12 protein-coding genes and 2 pseudogenes are annotated in these 15,166 nt (G+C 70.4%); 4 read left to right on the top strand and 10 right to left on the bottom strand.

Features of this window, described 5'->3' with window-relative positions:
* Positions 1-82: 82 nt before the first annotated feature.
* The 4 genes from OG623_RS06475 to OG623_RS06460 form a co-directional block, all read right to left on the bottom strand.
* The gene (locus OG623_RS06475) at positions 83-1,519 is read right to left on the bottom strand and encodes an amino acid permease (protein ID WP_406145113.1); all 1,437 of its coding nucleotides are present in this window, start codon (positions 1,517-1,519) and stop codon (positions 83-85) included.
* 135 nt (positions 1,520-1,654) lie between these two features.
* Positions 1,655-2,488, bottom strand: coding sequence for a M55 family metallopeptidase (locus OG623_RS06470; protein ID WP_406145111.1), 834 nt, complete (start codon positions 2,486-2,488; stop codon positions 1,655-1,657).
* Positions 2,485-3,879, bottom strand: a complete 1,395-nt coding sequence (locus tag OG623_RS06465) for a diaminopimelate decarboxylase (protein ID WP_406145109.1) — start codon at positions 3,877-3,879, stop codon at positions 2,485-2,487. The genes OG623_RS06470 and OG623_RS06465 overlap by 4 nt, the downstream gene beginning before the upstream one ends.
* Before the next feature lie 401 nt (positions 3,880-4,280).
* Positions 4,281-6,023 (bottom strand): PucR family transcriptional regulator, encoded by a 1,743-nt coding sequence (locus tag OG623_RS06460; RefSeq protein WP_406145107.1) that lies wholly within the window; start codon positions 6,021-6,023, stop codon positions 4,281-4,283.
* Positions 6,024-6,171: 148 nt separating this feature from the next.
* Between OG623_RS06460 and OG623_RS06455 the strand changes: the two genes are divergently transcribed.
* The 3 genes from OG623_RS06455 (at position 6,172) to OG623_RS06445 (ending at position 8,447) form a co-directional block, all read left to right on the top strand.
* Positions 6,172-6,795 (top strand): histidine phosphatase family protein, encoded by a 624-nt coding sequence (locus OG623_RS06455; RefSeq protein WP_406145105.1) that lies wholly within the window; start codon positions 6,172-6,174, stop codon positions 6,793-6,795.
* A 142-nt stretch (positions 6,796-6,937) separates the two neighbouring features.
* Positions 6,938-7,114 carry a hypothetical protein gene (locus OG623_RS06450; protein ID WP_406145103.1) on the top strand — a complete coding sequence of 59 codons (177 nt, stop codon included), beginning with the start codon at positions 6,938-6,940 and terminating at the stop codon, positions 7,112-7,114.
* 160 nt (positions 7,115-7,274) lie between these two features.
* Entirely contained in the window at positions 7,275-8,447 is a 1,173-nt protein-coding gene (locus tag OG623_RS06445) for a DUF4157 domain-containing protein (RefSeq protein WP_406145101.1), read from the top strand.
* On the opposite strand, the gene OG623_RS06440 is transcribed toward OG623_RS06445, so the two are convergent.
* The 5 genes and pseudogenes from OG623_RS06440 to OG623_RS06420 all read right to left on the bottom strand — a co-directional run bounded on the left by OG623_RS06440 (position 8,444) and on the right by OG623_RS06420 (position 13,529).
* Entirely contained in the window at positions 8,444-9,535 is a 1,092-nt protein-coding gene (locus OG623_RS06440; RefSeq protein WP_406144628.1) for an IS630 family transposase, read from the bottom strand. The two genes, OG623_RS06445 and OG623_RS06440, sit on opposite strands and share 4 nt — an antisense overlap.
* 131 nt (positions 9,536-9,666) lie before the next feature.
* Complete coding sequence (locus OG623_RS06435; protein ID WP_406145099.1) at positions 9,667-10,617, bottom strand: SDR family NAD(P)-dependent oxidoreductase; 951 nt, start codon at positions 10,615-10,617, stop codon at positions 9,667-9,669.
* 265 nt (positions 10,618-10,882) lie between these two features.
* Positions 10,883-11,203: pseudogene (locus tag OG623_RS06430) on the bottom strand (carboxylesterase family protein); the annotation flags it as partial.
* Positions 11,155-12,189, bottom strand: a pseudogene (locus tag OG623_RS06425) (carboxylesterase family protein); the annotation flags it as partial. The pseudogenes OG623_RS06430 and OG623_RS06425, both read right to left, overlap by 49 nt.
* Positions 12,186-13,529 (bottom strand): FAD-dependent monooxygenase, encoded by a 1,344-nt coding sequence (locus OG623_RS06420; protein ID WP_406145097.1) that lies wholly within the window; start codon positions 13,527-13,529, stop codon positions 12,186-12,188. The pseudogene OG623_RS06425 and the gene OG623_RS06420, both read right to left, overlap by 4 nt.
* Positions 13,530-13,626: 97 nt before the next feature.
* Here OG623_RS06420 and OG623_RS06415 point away from each other — a divergent pair, with 97 nt between their 5' ends.
* On the top strand, positions 13,627-14,196 hold the full coding sequence (locus OG623_RS06415; protein ID WP_406151698.1) for a TetR/AcrR family transcriptional regulator C-terminal domain-containing protein: 570 nt from the start codon (positions 13,627-13,629) through the stop codon (positions 14,194-14,196).
* Between the two features lies 1 nt (position 14,197).
* On the opposite strand, the gene OG623_RS06410 is transcribed toward OG623_RS06415, so the two are convergent.
* Positions 14,198-15,046 carry a helix-turn-helix transcriptional regulator gene (locus tag OG623_RS06410; RefSeq protein WP_406145095.1) on the bottom strand — a complete coding sequence of 283 codons (849 nt, stop codon included), beginning with the start codon at positions 15,044-15,046 and terminating at the stop codon, positions 14,198-14,200.
* Between the last annotated feature and the right edge of the window lie 120 nt (positions 15,047-15,166).

Below are 15,166 nucleotides of genomic sequence, written 5' to 3'. Positions count from 1 at the left end.
GCCCGCCCCTGCTGTCGAGGGGCGGGCGGTCCGGTGTGCGGTGGTGTCGGCGGGTGGGAGGGTGGCGCGGTGCTCGGCGGTGTCAGCGGGTGGGTGCCGCGGGCACCGGTGCATCCTCGGCGCGTGCCGGGCTGCTGCCCCGTGCCCTGCGGACCGCGTACGCGACGAGGACGACAGCCAGACTGCCCAGGCTGGTCAGCAGTTGGGTGCGCTGGTCGGCGATGACGGCCATGGCCACCAGCACCGCCGCGAAGCCGGCCATGACCACCCAGGTGAGGTACGGGAAGAGCCACATACGCAGGGTCAGCCGCTCGGGCTCCTCACGCTCCAGGCGGCGTCGCATGCGCAGCTGGGACGCACCGATCATGAGGTACATGAAGATGGCGACGGCGCCCGACGAGTTCACGAGATAGGTGAAGACGGTGTCCGGGGACAGATAGGCCAGGAGTACCGAGATCCAGCCGACGACCGTTCCGGCCAGGATCGCGCGGTCGGGCACCCGGCGCTTGTTCGTCGCCACCAGCCAGGCGGGGGCGTCCCCATGGGTGGCGAGCGCCCGCAGCATCCGCGAGGAGACGTAGACCGAGGAGTTGAGCACGCTCAGGACGGCCGTGAGGATGACGACGTCCATCACGACGCCCGCACCGGGCAGCTCGATGATGTTCCAGGCCGCGACGTACGGGCTGGCCAGGACCTTGGCGCTGTCCCACGGCACGATGGTGACGACCAGGACGATCGAGCCGACGTAGAAGAGGATGATCCGCCAGATGATCCCGGTGGTGGCACGGGCCACCGAACGCTCGGGCTCCTTGCTCTCGGCAGCGGCGATGGTGACGATCTCGGCTCCGCCGAACGCGAAGATGACCACGACGATCGCGGAGAAGATCGCGGTGAACCCGTTCGGCGCGAAGCCGCCGTGCGCGGTCAGGTTGGAGAAGTCGAAGGACGAGCCCGGCCAGCCGCCGAAGACGTAGAGACCGCCGACGATCAGGAAGGCCACGATCGCGGCGACCTTGACGGAGGAGAACCAGAACTCGAACTCGCCGAAGGACTTCACGGAGAGCAGGTTGGTCGCGGTCATCACGACCATCAGGCCCATGGCCAGCACCCAGAGCGGCAGCCCGATCCACGCGTGCAGGATCGCGGCACCCGCGACGGCCTCCACGGCCACGATGATGACGTAGTAGTACCAGTACAGCCATCCGATGGTGAAGCCCGCCCACGGCCCGATGGCGGTACGGGCGTAGTCGGCGAAGGAGCCCGATGACGGCTTCGCCACGACCATCTCGCCGAGCATCCGCATGGTGCACAGCACGAGTGCGCCGGCGAGGCAGTAGGAGACGATCGCGGCGGGCCCCGCCGTCTTGATCACGGATCCGCTGCCCACGAACAGTCCGGCGCCTATCGCGCCGCCGATCGCGATCATCGACATATGGCGGTTGCGCAGGGACCGGCTGAGCTCGGGTCGAGGAGTCTGCGGTTCTGCCTGCGGCTCTCTCTGCGGTACGGAAGAAGTCATGGCAGCTCCAGTCATGGGCAACGGTGTACAGGGCGACGCCGTACGGGGAGGTGGAAACCCCTCGTGGCGGTGCGGGGCGCCGTCGAGGATTCGCGACCGGGCGGCACGGATCCGGGCCGCCGGGCCGCCGGGTCCTCAGGTCCAGTCCCCCTCGCGACCGCCGCCGATCACCCAGCTGAGCGCCCGGAAGCGGCGCAGTGCCGTCACGGCGTCAGGGGTGTGGGTGCGGATGGTCCGGGGGCCGGACAGTTCGACTCCGGACAGCGCGCTCGCCCGGTCCGCGAGGTGCGGGCTGTCCACGTCGACCTCCACCGTGTGCGGTGCGGGACGCGGGGTGGGGCGTGGTGGGGGCGCCGAGAGGGCCTCGGCGGCCTCGCGGCGGATGTCGGCCGTCGTGACGGACGGGGTGCGACAGACTGCGGCGTGCCGGGAGATCGCCCTCTTCACGGCGACGGTCCGGCAGCCGGGGGCGTATGCGGATGCCTCGCGGCAGGTCACGTCGTCGCCGGTGACGAGAACGACCGGCACGCCCGCCTCGGCGGCGACCAGAGCGTTGAAGCGGCCCTCGCCGACGGGCTCGTCGTCGATACGGACGCCGAGGATGCTGTGCGAGAGGTAGGTGTGCGCGAGGACGCCCTGTTCGCCCGCACCGGTGTGGTAACCGACGAACGCCACCGCGTCGATGCCGTCCTCAAGACCCTCCATCATGCCGAGGGGTTTGTGCCGGCCGACGATCAGGACCGCGCGCGGGTCGAGTTCCTCGATGAGGACGTTGTCCATGCCGCAGTGCGCGTCGTTGACGACGATCTCGTCCGCGCCGCCCTCGGCGAACCCGGCGACGGCGGCGTTGACGTCCTGGGTGAGCAGACGGCGGAAACGCTCGTAGCGGGGTGTCCCCGCTGCGACGTCCGCGGGGGAGACGGTGCCCGTCGCCCCTTCCATGTCGGCGGATATGAGGACACGCTTCACTCCGCCACCTCCTTCTTCGTTCCTTGCTCCTTCGTCTCTCGCTCCGGGCCGTCCGCACACAGCGCCACGAGGGCGCCCGCGTGGGAGAGGCCGCTCTCCTCGACGACTTCGCGCACGCTCTGGGCCTCGCGGACCGTGGCGAGGCCGACCTGTCCGGGGGAGTGCGTCCGATAGCCGTATACGGCAGGTCTGGGCAGTGAGTTGTACGAAAAGTGCGAGGAGAAGTAGTACGCCCCGGTGTCGTACAGAGCCACCACGTCCCCGGGCTCGATCGCCGGGAGTTCGCGTGCCGTCGCGGTCAGGTCCCCGGCGAAGCAGCACGGTCCCGCGATGTCCACGACCTGGAGCGGCCCGTCCTTGGGGCGGCCCGCGCCATCGAACACCCCGACCCGCAGGGGCCAGGCGTCCGGCATGAACACCGTGCGGGTGGCCACCTGGGCTCCGGCGTGGGTGACCGCGATCCGCCGGCCGCCGGCGGACTTGGTGTACTCGACGACCGAGGCGATGGTGCCGCTCTTCGCCAGCAGCGAGCGGCCGAACTCGGTGACGAGGGTGTAGCGGCCGTCGAAGAGCCCAGGGGCGGCGTCGCGCAGTGCGGCGACGTAGTCGGCGTACGTGGGGTCGTCGTCCTCGCTGTCGAAGTTGACGGGCAGGCCGCCGCCGATGTCCAGGCCGGTGATCCTGGCCCGGCCCAGCCGGTCGTTGATCCGCTCCGCGAGCTCGTACGCGGCGCTGACCCCCTGGGCGATGAGCGGCAGAGGGCAGCCCTGCGAGCCGACGTGCGCGTGCAGACGGTTGAGCCAGGGGCGCCGGGTGAAGGCGTCGATCACCGCGTCCACGGCCCCCGGGTCACGCAGGGCGACGCCGAACTTGGACGTCGCGGTCGCGGTGCTCATCGCACCGATGGCGCCTGCGCCGACCTGGGGGTTCACCCGCAGTCCGATCGGTCCGGCGGGCTCGCGGCCGGCCAGCAGGCGGTCGACGCGCTCCAGCTCCTGGAAGTTGTCCAGGTTGATCGCGATGCCGTGCTCCAGCGCGTACTCCAGCTCCTCGACCGTCTTCGCGGGACTGTCGAAGACCAGCCGGTCGGGGCTGAAACCGGCTGCCAGCGCCTGTTCCAGCTCGCCGGGCGATGCCACCTCGCAGCCCATCCCGGCCTCGGCGAGCAACCGCAGGACCGGCACCAGGCCGCACGCCTTGGCCGCGAACGTGTGGTGGACGGTGGCCGGCCCGTCGAACGCCTCGTTCAGCGCGTCCACCGCTGCCAGCACCCCGTCGACGTCGAGCAGACCGACCAGGGGCGAGCCGGGGCCGAGCAGGCCCTCATCGACGGCGCGGGCGAGCGCCGCCTCGCGGGCGCGCTCGCGTCGAGAGGCCGAATCGGATGTCACCTGATACACACTCCTACGTGAGGTGGCTCGTGCTCGTGCTCGTTGCTTGTGGTTGTGCTCGTGCGCCGCGCTCGTCCGGTCGCGGGGCGTCGTGAACAGCTTCGGTGCGCGAGGCCCGGCACGTCTTCGTCAGCCACCACCAGGCCTGACCGGTACACCTGTCCGGCCCCACAACTGAATGATCATGAATAAGACCGTCCGGCACATGGTGGGTGGCGTCGCGGAGCTGGGCACGCGCATCTGCGGCGTTGTCGTCAATCTTCCCCGAGGTCTCGGCTTCGCTCGACCAGGGGAGACCCCAATCGCTCCGCGTTGCCTCAATCCTCCGCCTTGCAGCTGCACGCACCCAGCTCCGCTCCTTCTTCCACCCACCATGTGCCGGACGGTCTAAGGCGCGGTGCTCACCCTGGCGGACGTCGGCCCAGGCGCAGTCCGACGTCCGCCAGGAGCCGCACGGCCGGATCGGCCAGGTCGACTCCGAACAGCTCCCGGGCCCGGCGCAGCCGGTACCGCAGCGTGTTGGGGTGCACGTTGAGGCGCCGCGCGGCAGCGGCCGTGTCCCCGAAGGCGTCCAGGTGCGCGGCGACCGAATCGCCGTACCGCGAGCCGTGCGCCCGGTCGTGCTCCACCATCGCGTGCACCGGGCCCTGCATCGCGCCCCACAGCGGCTCCACCCGGTCGAGCAGCCGCAGGACCGAGGCCTCGGCCACCACATCCTCGTACGACGCCACAGCCACAGCCACCGCCGCCGCTGATCCGGCCCCAGCGGCCGGCCGACGGGTGGCCCGCTCCCTCAGCACCCGTACCACCAGCTCGGCGGCGTCGCGGGATGCGGGCAGCTCCGCCAGGTCAGCCACGACGGGCCCGGCCCCGGCGAAGACCACGCTGCCCGGTACTCCGCCGCCGTGTGCGGAGCGGACCGTGGCCAGCAGAGTGCGCGCGGGGTCCGTCTCACGGTCCAGGGCCGGCACCACGGCGTACAGCCGCTGCCCCGAACGGGCGGTCACGCACCCCGGACGGTAGGCGGCGGCCTGCAACGCGAGGACGTCGAGCACCCGCTGACCGGCGTCACCGGGCACACTCTCGCGACCCTCGTGCACCTCCGCCACCATCACGGCGTGCGGCCGGTCCCGGGCGATTCCCACGTCGTAGGCCGCCTCCGGGTTTCCCGCCAGAAGCGCGCGCACCGCGCCCTCGCGCGCCCAGGCGGCGGCCCGGCCCCATGTCCTGTGGTGCGACAGATGCGGGACCGCGGCACGGCCCGCCGTCGCGAGCGCCGCGACCGCGTCCTCGGCCAGTGGCCGCCCGTCGGCGGCGGCCCAGATCGAGCCGAGCACCTCGGACCCGTGCCGCACCGCGACGGCCAGCCGCTCGGCGTACCGCTCGTCGGCGGGCAGCCGCACCACGTCGTCGGTGTTCCACAGGGCCTGGAAGAAGCCGCTCTCGCGCAGTTCGACCACCCGCCAGCGGGGTACCTCCTGGCCGAGGATCGTGAGCCTGCGCATCGGATCGGGTTCATGGTCCATACGCGAGTACGCCAGGACCCGCGACTGCGGGTCCTCGATCGTGATCGCGCCGCCGACCAGGTCCGCCACGGTGTTGGCCAGCCCCGACAGATCACCCAGCCGCAGCCCGTCCACCCGGTCCGTCCCGGCCACCCCGGTCGCACCAGCGAACCGGTCCGGGACGCTGTGCACCAGGGCCGTCCGCAACCGCCCGAGCACATCGGTCCACCCCTGTCCTGACCCCCGGGTCAGCAAGGCCGTACGCCCCCGCTCCGCGGCCTCCAGCAGAGCCGCCCGTGGCCCCCGGGTGCCGCGCCGCATCACCACGGCCGCAGCCCCGGCACGGTCGGCGGCACGCAGCACGTCGACCGCCTCGGGCGACGCGGCCTCGACCCCGACCACGAGCAGGACCAGCCCGGTGACGGCCCACGTCCTCTCGTCCCTCTCCTCGCCCGGGTCGTGCAGTACCACGTCGGACACCGGCACATCCGTACCGCAGGGCGCCACGACGACGTCGAGCGTCCCGGCGGCTACCAGCGCGAGGAGCTGCGCCAGCGTGGGGCCGGGGCCGTAATCGGGACCGGGGGCGGGGCCGGAGCTGTGGCCCGAGCCGGTCCGTTCCGTCTCGGAGATGCGCATCGGCTCATACTCGCCGCTCGCCCTCATGCCCCGCCATGTCCCAGGTCACCACTCTGCGCGGGACCGGACGGAATGCGATCGTGGGCAGACAGGTTGCCCCAGTGGCACGTAAGCACCAGCAGCACAGCGCAGAGAGCGGAAGCATCCCATGGGTGAGTTGATCCTGATCCGGCACGGCGAGACCGAGTGGTCCCGGTCCGGCCAGCACACGAGCTGGACCGACCTGCCCCTCACCGAGCTCGGGGAGCGCCAGGCCCGCGCCCTCGTACCGCTCCTCGCCGAACGCGAGATCGGGCTCACCCTGGTCAGCCCCTACCTCCGCGCCCGCCGCACCGCCGAACTGGCGAGCCTGACCGCACCCCGCGAGACGCCGGACCTACGGGAGTGGGACTACGGGGCGTACGAGGGCATCGCCACGGTCGACATCCGCCGCACCCGTCCCGACTGGAACCTCTGGACCGACGGCGTAGCCCCCGGCCCCACGGAGCACCCGGGGGAGAGCCCCCAGGAGGTCGGCGACCGTGCGGACCGCATCCTGGCAGAGGCCAGGGCAGCGGCCTCCCGACTGGGCGAGGCGGACATCGCGCTGGTCGCCCACTCCCACTTCCTGCGCGTCCTGATCGCCCGCTACCTACGGCTGACACCGGCAAGCGGCGAACTCTTCCAACTCGCCACGGGCGCGGTCTCACGCCTGGGCACAGAACACGGCAAGCCGGTGGTCACAGCGCTGAACGTGGCCCTGCCGGAACGCCTCTTCGACGCCATCCACTGACGGCCGGCCCACGCCTGCCTTCGACGGTGCACACCCAGCCGGCTCCTCACGCCCGACTCGGAGGCCGTTTTCGGAGGCCGTTTGAGGACACCATCAGGGCGTTTTCCCGGGCCCAGCACGTCCGCAAGTGGCGTTCGGCGGCTTGATCGCCGACCGCCAGGACGAGGCCGAACTCCACTTCCCGCCCTCGTACTCACCCGAGCCGAACCCGGACGAGCTCGGCAACGCCGATCTCAAGCGCAGCCTGCCCCACGCCCACCTGGCCGGGAACCGGACCGAACTCGCCGCCCGGACCCGCAGGTTCTTCCACCGGCGGTAACGCCACCCTCACGTCATCACCGGCTACCTCAAAGCCCCGCACGTCCGGTACACCCTCGACGAGTGAACCCGACGAGGCTCTGGTCAATAGGCTTCTGGCTCCCCGGTAACGCAACCGTGTAGAAAGAGAATGGACGACCCCTCACTGCGGAGAGAGCATCATGCACGCTTCAGCCAAGGACAGCGGCCTCCGGGCCGAAGACGGCCGACGGAACGCCCCGGGCTTCAAGGCGCCGCGCAAGGGCACACCGCTCGGGGGGCTCCTCGGGCTGCAGCGTGCCGCCGGAAACGCCGCCGTCGTCCAGTTGCTCCACCAGAGCGGACACTTGCGGGCCCAGGAGCAGCACCAGCACGACGCGGGCTGTGGTCACGGGAAGGACCAGTCGCCGATCCAGCGCTCCGCCGTTCACAAAGTCCTGAGCGAGAGTGGCACTCCCCTGGACGCGACCACCCGGGTCGAGATGGAGGCGCGACTCGATGCCGACTTCTCCGATGTCCGCGTCCACACCGGTAGTGCCGCGAGTTCATCCGCGGCGGAGATAGGAGCGCACGCCTACACTTCGGGCAGCCACGTGGTCATCGGAAGCGGCGGCGAGGACAAGCGGACACTCGCTCACGAACTGACCCACGTCATCCAGCAGCGTTCAGGGCCGGTGGCCGGTACGGACGACGGCAACGGGCTGCGCGTCAGTGATCCTTCCGACCGGTTCGAGCGCGAGGCTGAGGCGAACGCGAGCCGCGTGATGTCCGGGCCCGTACCGGTGAGCCGAGCCATGCGGAGGGACGAGGCCTTGCGAGACACGGCCGAGGCGCCGCGTACCGGTGAAGCGCCACCGGTGCAGCGGATGGAGGAGATCAAGAAGCAGATCGGTGCAGCAGCGGGCCTCTTCAGCCTGAGGAGCGACACGGTAGCGCCGGGTGCTCCGCGCCAAAAGGCCATCCAGCACATTCGCGGCGTGCTCAAGGAGGAGGGCCTCGAAGGGCAGGACACGGTCGGTGCACGTGTCGCCGATGCCATCGACGGAATCAAGACGGTGGCCGGTGAGCACGGCTCGCGAGAAATCGACAAGGTCTTCGCCAATCCCGCGTTTAAGGAGTTGTACAAGATCCCCAACGACGATCCGCGTGCCAAGGCCGCGCACAAGGCGATCGCTGAGCAGGAGTACGCGTATTGGAGCGCCGAACACGCAAAGTCCCCCTCGGAGGGCACGAGGGTCGCCACCAGCGTGGACGTCGCAACCCGCGTCGGACTGCAGCAGCGCGTCGGTGCCACCACCCAATACATGCGCCAGTTCGGGAACGCCTTCAACAAGGAAATGGGAAACAACAACTAGTGACCTGAGTCAGAGATTCGGTGGCAGTAGGCGGCGACTTTGTCGAGGATTTCGTCGGCCGACTTGGTCCAGATGAAGGGCCTGGGTTGGTCGTTCCAGTCGGCCAGCCAGGCCCGGACGTCGCGTTCGAGGGCTTGGACGGAGCGGTGTACTCCGCGCTTGAGTTTCTTCTGTGTGAGTTCGGCGAACCACCGCTCGACCAGGTTCAGCCACGACGCGCTGGTAGGTGTGAAGTGCAGGTGGAAGCGCGGGTGTGCCAGCAGCCACTTCTTGACCGCCGGTGTCTTGTGCGTCGCGTAGTTGTCGAGGATCAGGTGGACCTGAAGGCCGGCCGGGACTTCCTTGTCGAGCTTGGCCAGGAACTTCTTGAACTCGACGGCCCGGTGGCGGCGGTGGAGCGATCCGATCACCTTGCCCGTCGCGACTTCCAGGGCGGCGAAGAGAGTGGTGGTGCCGGCGCGGATGTAGTCGTGGCTGCGGCGCTCGGGAACCCCGGGCATCATCGGCAGGACCGGCTGGGACCGGTCCAGGGCCTGGATCTGCGACTTCTCGTCCACGCAGAGAACCAGAGCCTTCTCCGGCGGGTCGAGATAGAGGCCGACGACGTCGCGGACCTTGTCGATGAAGAACGGATCGGTGGAGAGCTTGAAGGTCTGCGAGCGGTGCGGGGCCAGAGCGAACGCACGCCAGATCCTGGATACCGTCGACTGCGACATGCCCGTCGCGGCGGCCATCGAGCGCGTCGACCAGTGTGTCGCGTTCTTCGGCGTCTCCTCGAGCGTTCTGACGATCACTCGTTCCACATCCGCGTCGGTAATCTTCCGCGGGACACCCGGCCTGGGCTCGTCACACAAGCCGTCCAGGCCGTTCTCCAGGAAGCGCCGCCGCCAGGTGCGGACAGTGTCCGGTGCAACCCGCAGCCGACGGGACACCTCCATGATCGAGTGACCGTCCGCGCACTCCAGCACGATCCGTGACCGCTGAGCCAGCGCCTGCGCGGTCGTCCGCCGACGCACCCAGCCCTCCAGCACAGCCCGCTGAGCATCGGTCAGTGACAACGGCGGAATCTTCGGCCCTGGACGACTCATAACCAACTAACGCCAAACCTCTGACTCAGGTCACTAGAACATTGCGCGACGTCACGAAGGGCCGAGGTCCGGGGCGTCTGGTCCACGGCTCGGGACGGGCGATCGGGGGCCGAGCCCCGCGTGGACCGCGCCTACCGGAAGCCGAGGTGTGCATCGGTGTCGGTCAGTTCCCCGCTGGTTGACCACAGGTCGGCGGCGACGGCCGGGTCGGCCATGTGAGGGGGGACGGGCTCACGCCGTGGTGTGCCACGCAGGCCGAAGAACCTCGGACCGTACAGCTGTCCTCCCCGCACCTCCGGGTCGAGGACGGCGCGGACGACGGGCCATGCCCCGGCGTCCTTGCCCTGCACCAGGAGCCCGGCGGGCAGGGCGCGCAGCCGCTCGCCGGGGGTGGTCACGCACACCGGCGGGCGGGAGGGGGTGAGGGAGTCCAGTGCGCCGCCGGGGTGGGCCACCACACTGCGCACCGTGCTGCCGACGGCGCGCAGGCGGCGATCGAGTTCGAAGCCGAAGCACATCTGCGCCAGCTTCGATCGGCCGTAGGTGCGCTTGGGCCGGTAGTCCTGGGTCGACTGCAGGTCGCGCAGGTCCAGCCGCTCGGACCGTGCCGCGAAGCTTCCCACCGTTACGATGCGGCCAGCCGGCGCCGCGAGCAGCAGGGGAGCCAGCCACTGGGTGAGCGCGAAGTGGCCGAGGTGGTTGGTGCCGAACATCAGCTCGTGACCGTCCTTCGTCTCTCGGCGCGGCGGGTTGTCGAGCGCGACCCCCGCGTTGTGGACCACCGCGTCGAGATGATCGAGGCCCAGCCCTTCCACGGCGGTCTTCTGGGACGACAGGTCGGCGACGTCCAGTTGTAGGTGCCGCACGTGCGCGCCGGGGACGCGCGAGCGGATCGAGGTCATGGCGGCGTCGGCCTTCGCCGCGTCCCGGCTGCCGAGTACGACGACGGCGCCGGTGGAGGCGAGCTGCTCCGCGATGAAGTAGCCGATCCCGGCATTACCTCCGGTGACCAGGAAGACCTTGGCCTCGGCGGAGGGCAGGCGGTGAACATTCCACGGTCGGCACCGGGATGCGGAGGACACGATGACAGGCTCCTTGCGTTTCGGGGCAGTGTGCTCACGGGAAGCACCGACCCGTCCAAGGTCGCACCTCCCACCGACACGGCGCCGACAGATCACGGATACCGCCGACGGGCCCCCGACGCGGGCCGCCCTTCTACCAGGCATCCTGCGTGGCGAAGTACCGCTTCCAGAAGTCGAGCCGGCGGGCCGGGGCGACCCGTATCGGCCCGTAGTGCTCGCCCACCTCCATCACCGTCGGTGAATCAGGGGCGTGTACGGGCCACTCGGGCAGCCCTGGGCCGTTGGGGTCGCCCTTGGTGATGTAGTGGGCGAGATACGACGACATGATGTCGGCCGTCTCCCGGTCCTCGTCGGTCCATCCCTGGTCGGCCGGGTGAAGGTTGCCGAAGAAGTAGGCGATCTCGGAGCCGTGGTAGGCGCCGCGCAGGTCGTGGTCGGCTCCGGGCGGACGGTGGGTCCAGAAGTACGTGCGTTGAGAGGAAGCACCCAGCCGTCGATCACGGGCCGGAACAGCGGTGGTTTGGCGACGGTCCCGGTGTCGACCGTCTCGTCCTTGAGCGTGGCGGCGTCGTTGATGTCCTGCCACGGCAGTGCACGCAGTTCGGCCAGGGTCGTTGCCCCGTGGTCCGCCGCGTAGGAGGCACCCTGTTGTTCGGCGACGGACTTCTTACGGTGCGATGTGCCGAGATAGCGCAGTTCGGGGTCGCTGGGGAAGCGCACCTGGCTCTGGGCGACAGCCCTGCGGAAGAGGCCGGTCGCCAGCGGGGAGATGGAGAGCAGGTCCGTTGAGCCGGCTCCGGCGGACTGGCCGCCCACCGTGACCTGGTCCGGGTCGCCGCCGAACGCCCGGATGTTGCGCCGCACCCACTTCAGTGCCGCGATCTGGTCCAGCAGGCCGTAGTTGCCCGAGGCGTCATGGCCGGACTCCCGGCTCAGCTCCGGCGTGGAGAGGAAACCCAGTGCGCCGAGGCGGTAGTTGATGGTCACCACGACCACGCCCTTGCCCGCCAGCGTCGAGCCGTCGAAGAGCGGGTCCGAGCCCATCCCTCCGGAGAAGCCGCCGCCGTACAGCCAGACGTACACCGGGCGACGCGCACCCGGGTTCGACGCGCCCGTCCACACGTTGAGGTTCAGACAGTCCTCGCTCATCGCGAAACCGCTGCCGGCCTGAGGGGGCGCGTCGCCGAAGGTGTCGGCCTTGCGTACGCCCTTCCAGGCCGGGGCGGGTCTGGGTGCACGCCAACGGTTCTCGCCCGCGGTGGAAGCGGCGTACGGGATGCCCTTGTACGCGGTGACACCGTGCCGTGCGCCGGGGACTCCGGACACCAGGCCGGACTCGGTCCGCACCGGCCGGGCCTCGAACGCCGCCGGTGAAGCGGAGGTCGGCGCAGCGGGGGTCGGTGAAGCGGAGGCCGGTTCGCCCGATGTCTGAGACGCGGACGCCGGTTCGGAGGCAAGGGCGCCTGCGAACGCCGCGCCTGCGGCGACCCCGGCCGTCCGGCCGAGGAAGTCCCGCCTGCCCCACACGGGGCCGTCTCCCGGGCGCGAGCTGTGGTGGTCCGGCACGTTCATGCAGGTCTCCGATCTTCGAGCCGAGAGGTGACGTGCTTGCCCGATGACGGCGCGGTGCCGACCGGTGCCGGGTCTGCCGGGAGCTGCCAGTCCCCGCCGCGGTCCTCCCGGGAGAGGCGTGCTGCGAGTTCGGGGACGCGGAGGAAACAGGCGAGCGCGGTGGTGGCCTGGAAGGCGCCTATGGCGCGCCGCGTCATCGGCATGCCCAGTCGCAGCAGCCGCGGGTTGACCTCGCCCTGGATCCGGTCGACGAAGGGCCGCAGCATCCTGTCGTAGTTCGCCAGGGCGGTCGGCAGGTCGCCGGGGTGGCGGTTGATCTCACCGGCCAGGACATGGGCGCCGACCAGGCCGCCCGAGACGCCCATGCCGCTGTAGGGGGAGGCGCAGTGCGCGGCGTCGCCGGCCAGTGCCACGCGGCCCTTGTGCCAGGTGTCCGTACGGACCTGGACGATCTCCTGGGAGTAGAAGAACGGGCTCGTCCCCATGCCCTCGATGAAACGCCCGGTCTGCCAGCCCGCGTCGCGGAAACGGTCGGCCCAGAACTCCTGCTGCCGCTCGATGGGCGCACGGTGGATCGCGGAGGCCTCATCGGATTCCTCGCGCATCACGAAGTACGCCTGGGTCTCGGTCGGGTTGTGGCTGCGGCGCATGATCTGGCGGCCTTCCGGAGCCATGTAGGTGTCCCGGATGTTGCTGTCGGAGGCGATGCGCGGGACGAACCAGTAGGCCATGTGAATGCCGACGCGCCAGTACGGATCGAAGTCCTGCGGCAGCAGCGCCCGCCGGATGCGTGACCCCTGTCCGTCCGCGCCGATCAGGAGATCGAACTCTCCGGACGAACCGTCGGAGAACTGCGCGACGACCCTGCGCTCATCCTGCTCGAAGCTGTCCACGCTCGTGCCGAAGACGTACTCGGTGTCGTCCTTCGTCGCGTCGTTGAGGATGCGCACCAGATCGCCGCGCATGATCTCGTACTCGGAGGTCAGGGTCTGGCGGCCCTTCCCTGAGGTGTTGGCCAGGATCGTCGCCCTGGCCCTGCCGCGCTCGTCGACGAAGGCGACACCCGCCTCGTCCACGAGCGCGCCGCGCACGGCGTCGAGGAGCCCCATCCTGCTGATGGCCTCGATGCCCTGTCCTCGCAGGTCGACCTGGGCGCCGGTGGCCCGCAGGGCGGGGAAGCGCTCGGCGACGGTCACCCGGTGGCCGCCCCGGGTGAGCCAGAAGGCCAGGGCCTGCCCGGCGATCCCGCCACCGGCGACGAGGACCCGCAGGGGCCGCTTTCCCGGGCCTGCGCCCTTGCCTGCGCCTGTGTCGGCGCCTGCGCCCGTGCCTGTGTCCATGCCTGTGTCCATATCCATGTCCGTGACCAGAATCTATCGGTGAATGGTCCCGCTTTTCAGCGTCATCTATCAGCGATAGATTGTCAACGTGACCAAGATGAACCGCGAGACCGTCATCACCGAGGCGCTCCGCCTGCTCGACGACGTCGGCCTGGACGCCGTCAGCACGCGGCAGCTGGCCAAGCGCCTGGGCGTCGAGCAGCCGTCGCTCTACTGGCACTTCCGCACCAAGAAGGACCTCCTGGCCGCCATGGCGGAAGCGGCGATGGCGCCCCACGCGGCATCCCCGCTGCCCGAGCCGGGCGACGACTGGCGCGACTGGTTCCTGGAGAACACGCGCAGCTTCAGGAACACCCTGCTGGCGCGCCGGGACGGCGCACGGCTGCACGCCGGCACCGTCCCCACCGGCGACCTCGACCGGATCCGCCGCAAGCTGGCCTTCCTCGTCACCTCCGGCGTTCCCGAGCGGGACGCGCAGACGGCGATGCTGGCGGCCGGGCGCTTCACGGTCGGCAGCGTCCTGGAGGAGCAGGCGGACCCCGACTCGGGCAACGCCGCGGAGCTACCGGAGGACGTACCGGTGATCGATCACGAGTCGGCGTTCGAGGCGGGCCTCGCCCTCATCCTCGACGGTCTGACCCAGCGGGCGGCGGGCGAGCGTCGCTGAGTTACTCGCTGACCCGGTCGCCCACCGTGGGATGCGCGTCGGTGCTGTCCGCACCCAGGCTCGCGAGCAGGCGCAGCCTGTCCTCGGCGGGGCTGCCGGGGGCCGCGGACAGCACCAGCAGTTCCATGCCTGATTCGCCCGGCAGTGCGAAGTTCTCCTGGTGCAGTTCCAGCAGCCCGACCAGCGGGTGCATGTACGCCTTACGTCCATGGGTACGGGCGCGCACGTCAGCGCGGGCCCAGAGGCGGCGGAAGCGCTCGCTTCCCATGGCCAATTCGCCGATGAGCGAGGCCAGTCGGGGGTCATCGGGGTATTTGCCCGCGGCCAGCCGCAGATGCCCGACCACGTCGAGTGTGCACGTCTCCCAGTCCGCGTAGAGGCCGCGCTCGGCCTCGTCGAGGAACATGTGCCGTGCGGTGTTCATGCCCGGCACGGGCCGGCCGTAGAGGGCCCCGGCCAGGCGGTTCCCGGCGAGCACGTCCAGGCGGTGGTCCATGATCAGCGCGGGCGCGTCGGGGATCAGGCCGAGGACACGCAGCAGCTCCGGCCGTACCCGCCCGCCCGGTGTCTTCGCCCGGCTGCGGCGCTGCCGCGCGAGCCGGTGCAGGTGGCCGCGTTCGGTCTCGTCGAGGCCGAGAACACGTGCGAGCGCGTCGAGGATCTGCCCGGACGGCTGGGTCGCGCGGCCCTGCTCAAGGCGTACGTAGTAGTCGACGCTGACCCCGGACAGATGCGCGACCTCTTCGCGGCGCAGCCCTTCGACCCGGCGGCGGCTGTCGACGGGGATGCCGACGGAGGCCGGGTCGACCCGGGAACGCCGGATCCGCAGGAAGCCCGCGAGGTCGTCCATGTCCCCAGTATGGGCCTCGGCCGGGCAGGTGAGGGTGGTCCTGGCGTTACCAGGAAGTCCCGTCCGACGGAAGAGGCCGACCCTGTACGACATGGGACCGGGCGGCCGAGCATCTGTGGC

It is taken from the genome of Streptomyces sp. NBC_01012 (assembly GCF_045162755.1).
GTDB lineage: Bacteria > Actinomycetota > Actinomycetes > Streptomycetales > Streptomycetaceae > Streptomyces.
The sequence above is the reverse complement of the archived record's forward strand: the minus strand, read 5'-3'. Positions and strand labels throughout refer to the sequence as shown.

Coding starts and splice junctions, on each gene's coding strand:
- OG623_RS06420 (WP_406145097.1), bottom strand. CDS start 13,529: ATGGACACAGGCACGGGCGCAGGCGCCGACACAGGCGCAGGCAAGGGC.
- OG623_RS06445 (WP_406145101.1), top strand. CDS start 7,275: ATGCACGCTTCAGCCAAGGACAGCGGCCTCCGGGCCGAAGACGGCCGA.
- OG623_RS06455 (WP_406145105.1), top strand. CDS start 6,172: ATGGGTGAGTTGATCCTGATCCGGCACGGCGAGACCGAGTGGTCCCGG.
- OG623_RS06410 (WP_406145095.1), bottom strand. CDS start 15,046: ATGGACGACCTCGCGGGCTTCCTGCGGATCCGGCGTTCCCGGGTCGAC.
- OG623_RS06460 (WP_406145107.1), bottom strand. CDS start 6,023: ATGCGCATCTCCGAGACGGAACGGACCGGCTCGGGCCACAGCTCCGGC.
- OG623_RS06415 (WP_406151698.1), top strand. CDS start 13,627: ATGAACCGCGAGACCGTCATCACCGAGGCGCTCCGCCTGCTCGACGAC.
- OG623_RS06440 (WP_406144628.1), bottom strand. CDS start 9,535: ATGAGTCGTCCAGGGCCGAAGATTCCGCCGTTGTCACTGACCGATGCT.
- OG623_RS06475 (WP_406145113.1), bottom strand. CDS start 1,519: ATGACTTCTTCCGTACCGCAGAGAGAGCCGCAGGCAGAACCGCAGACT.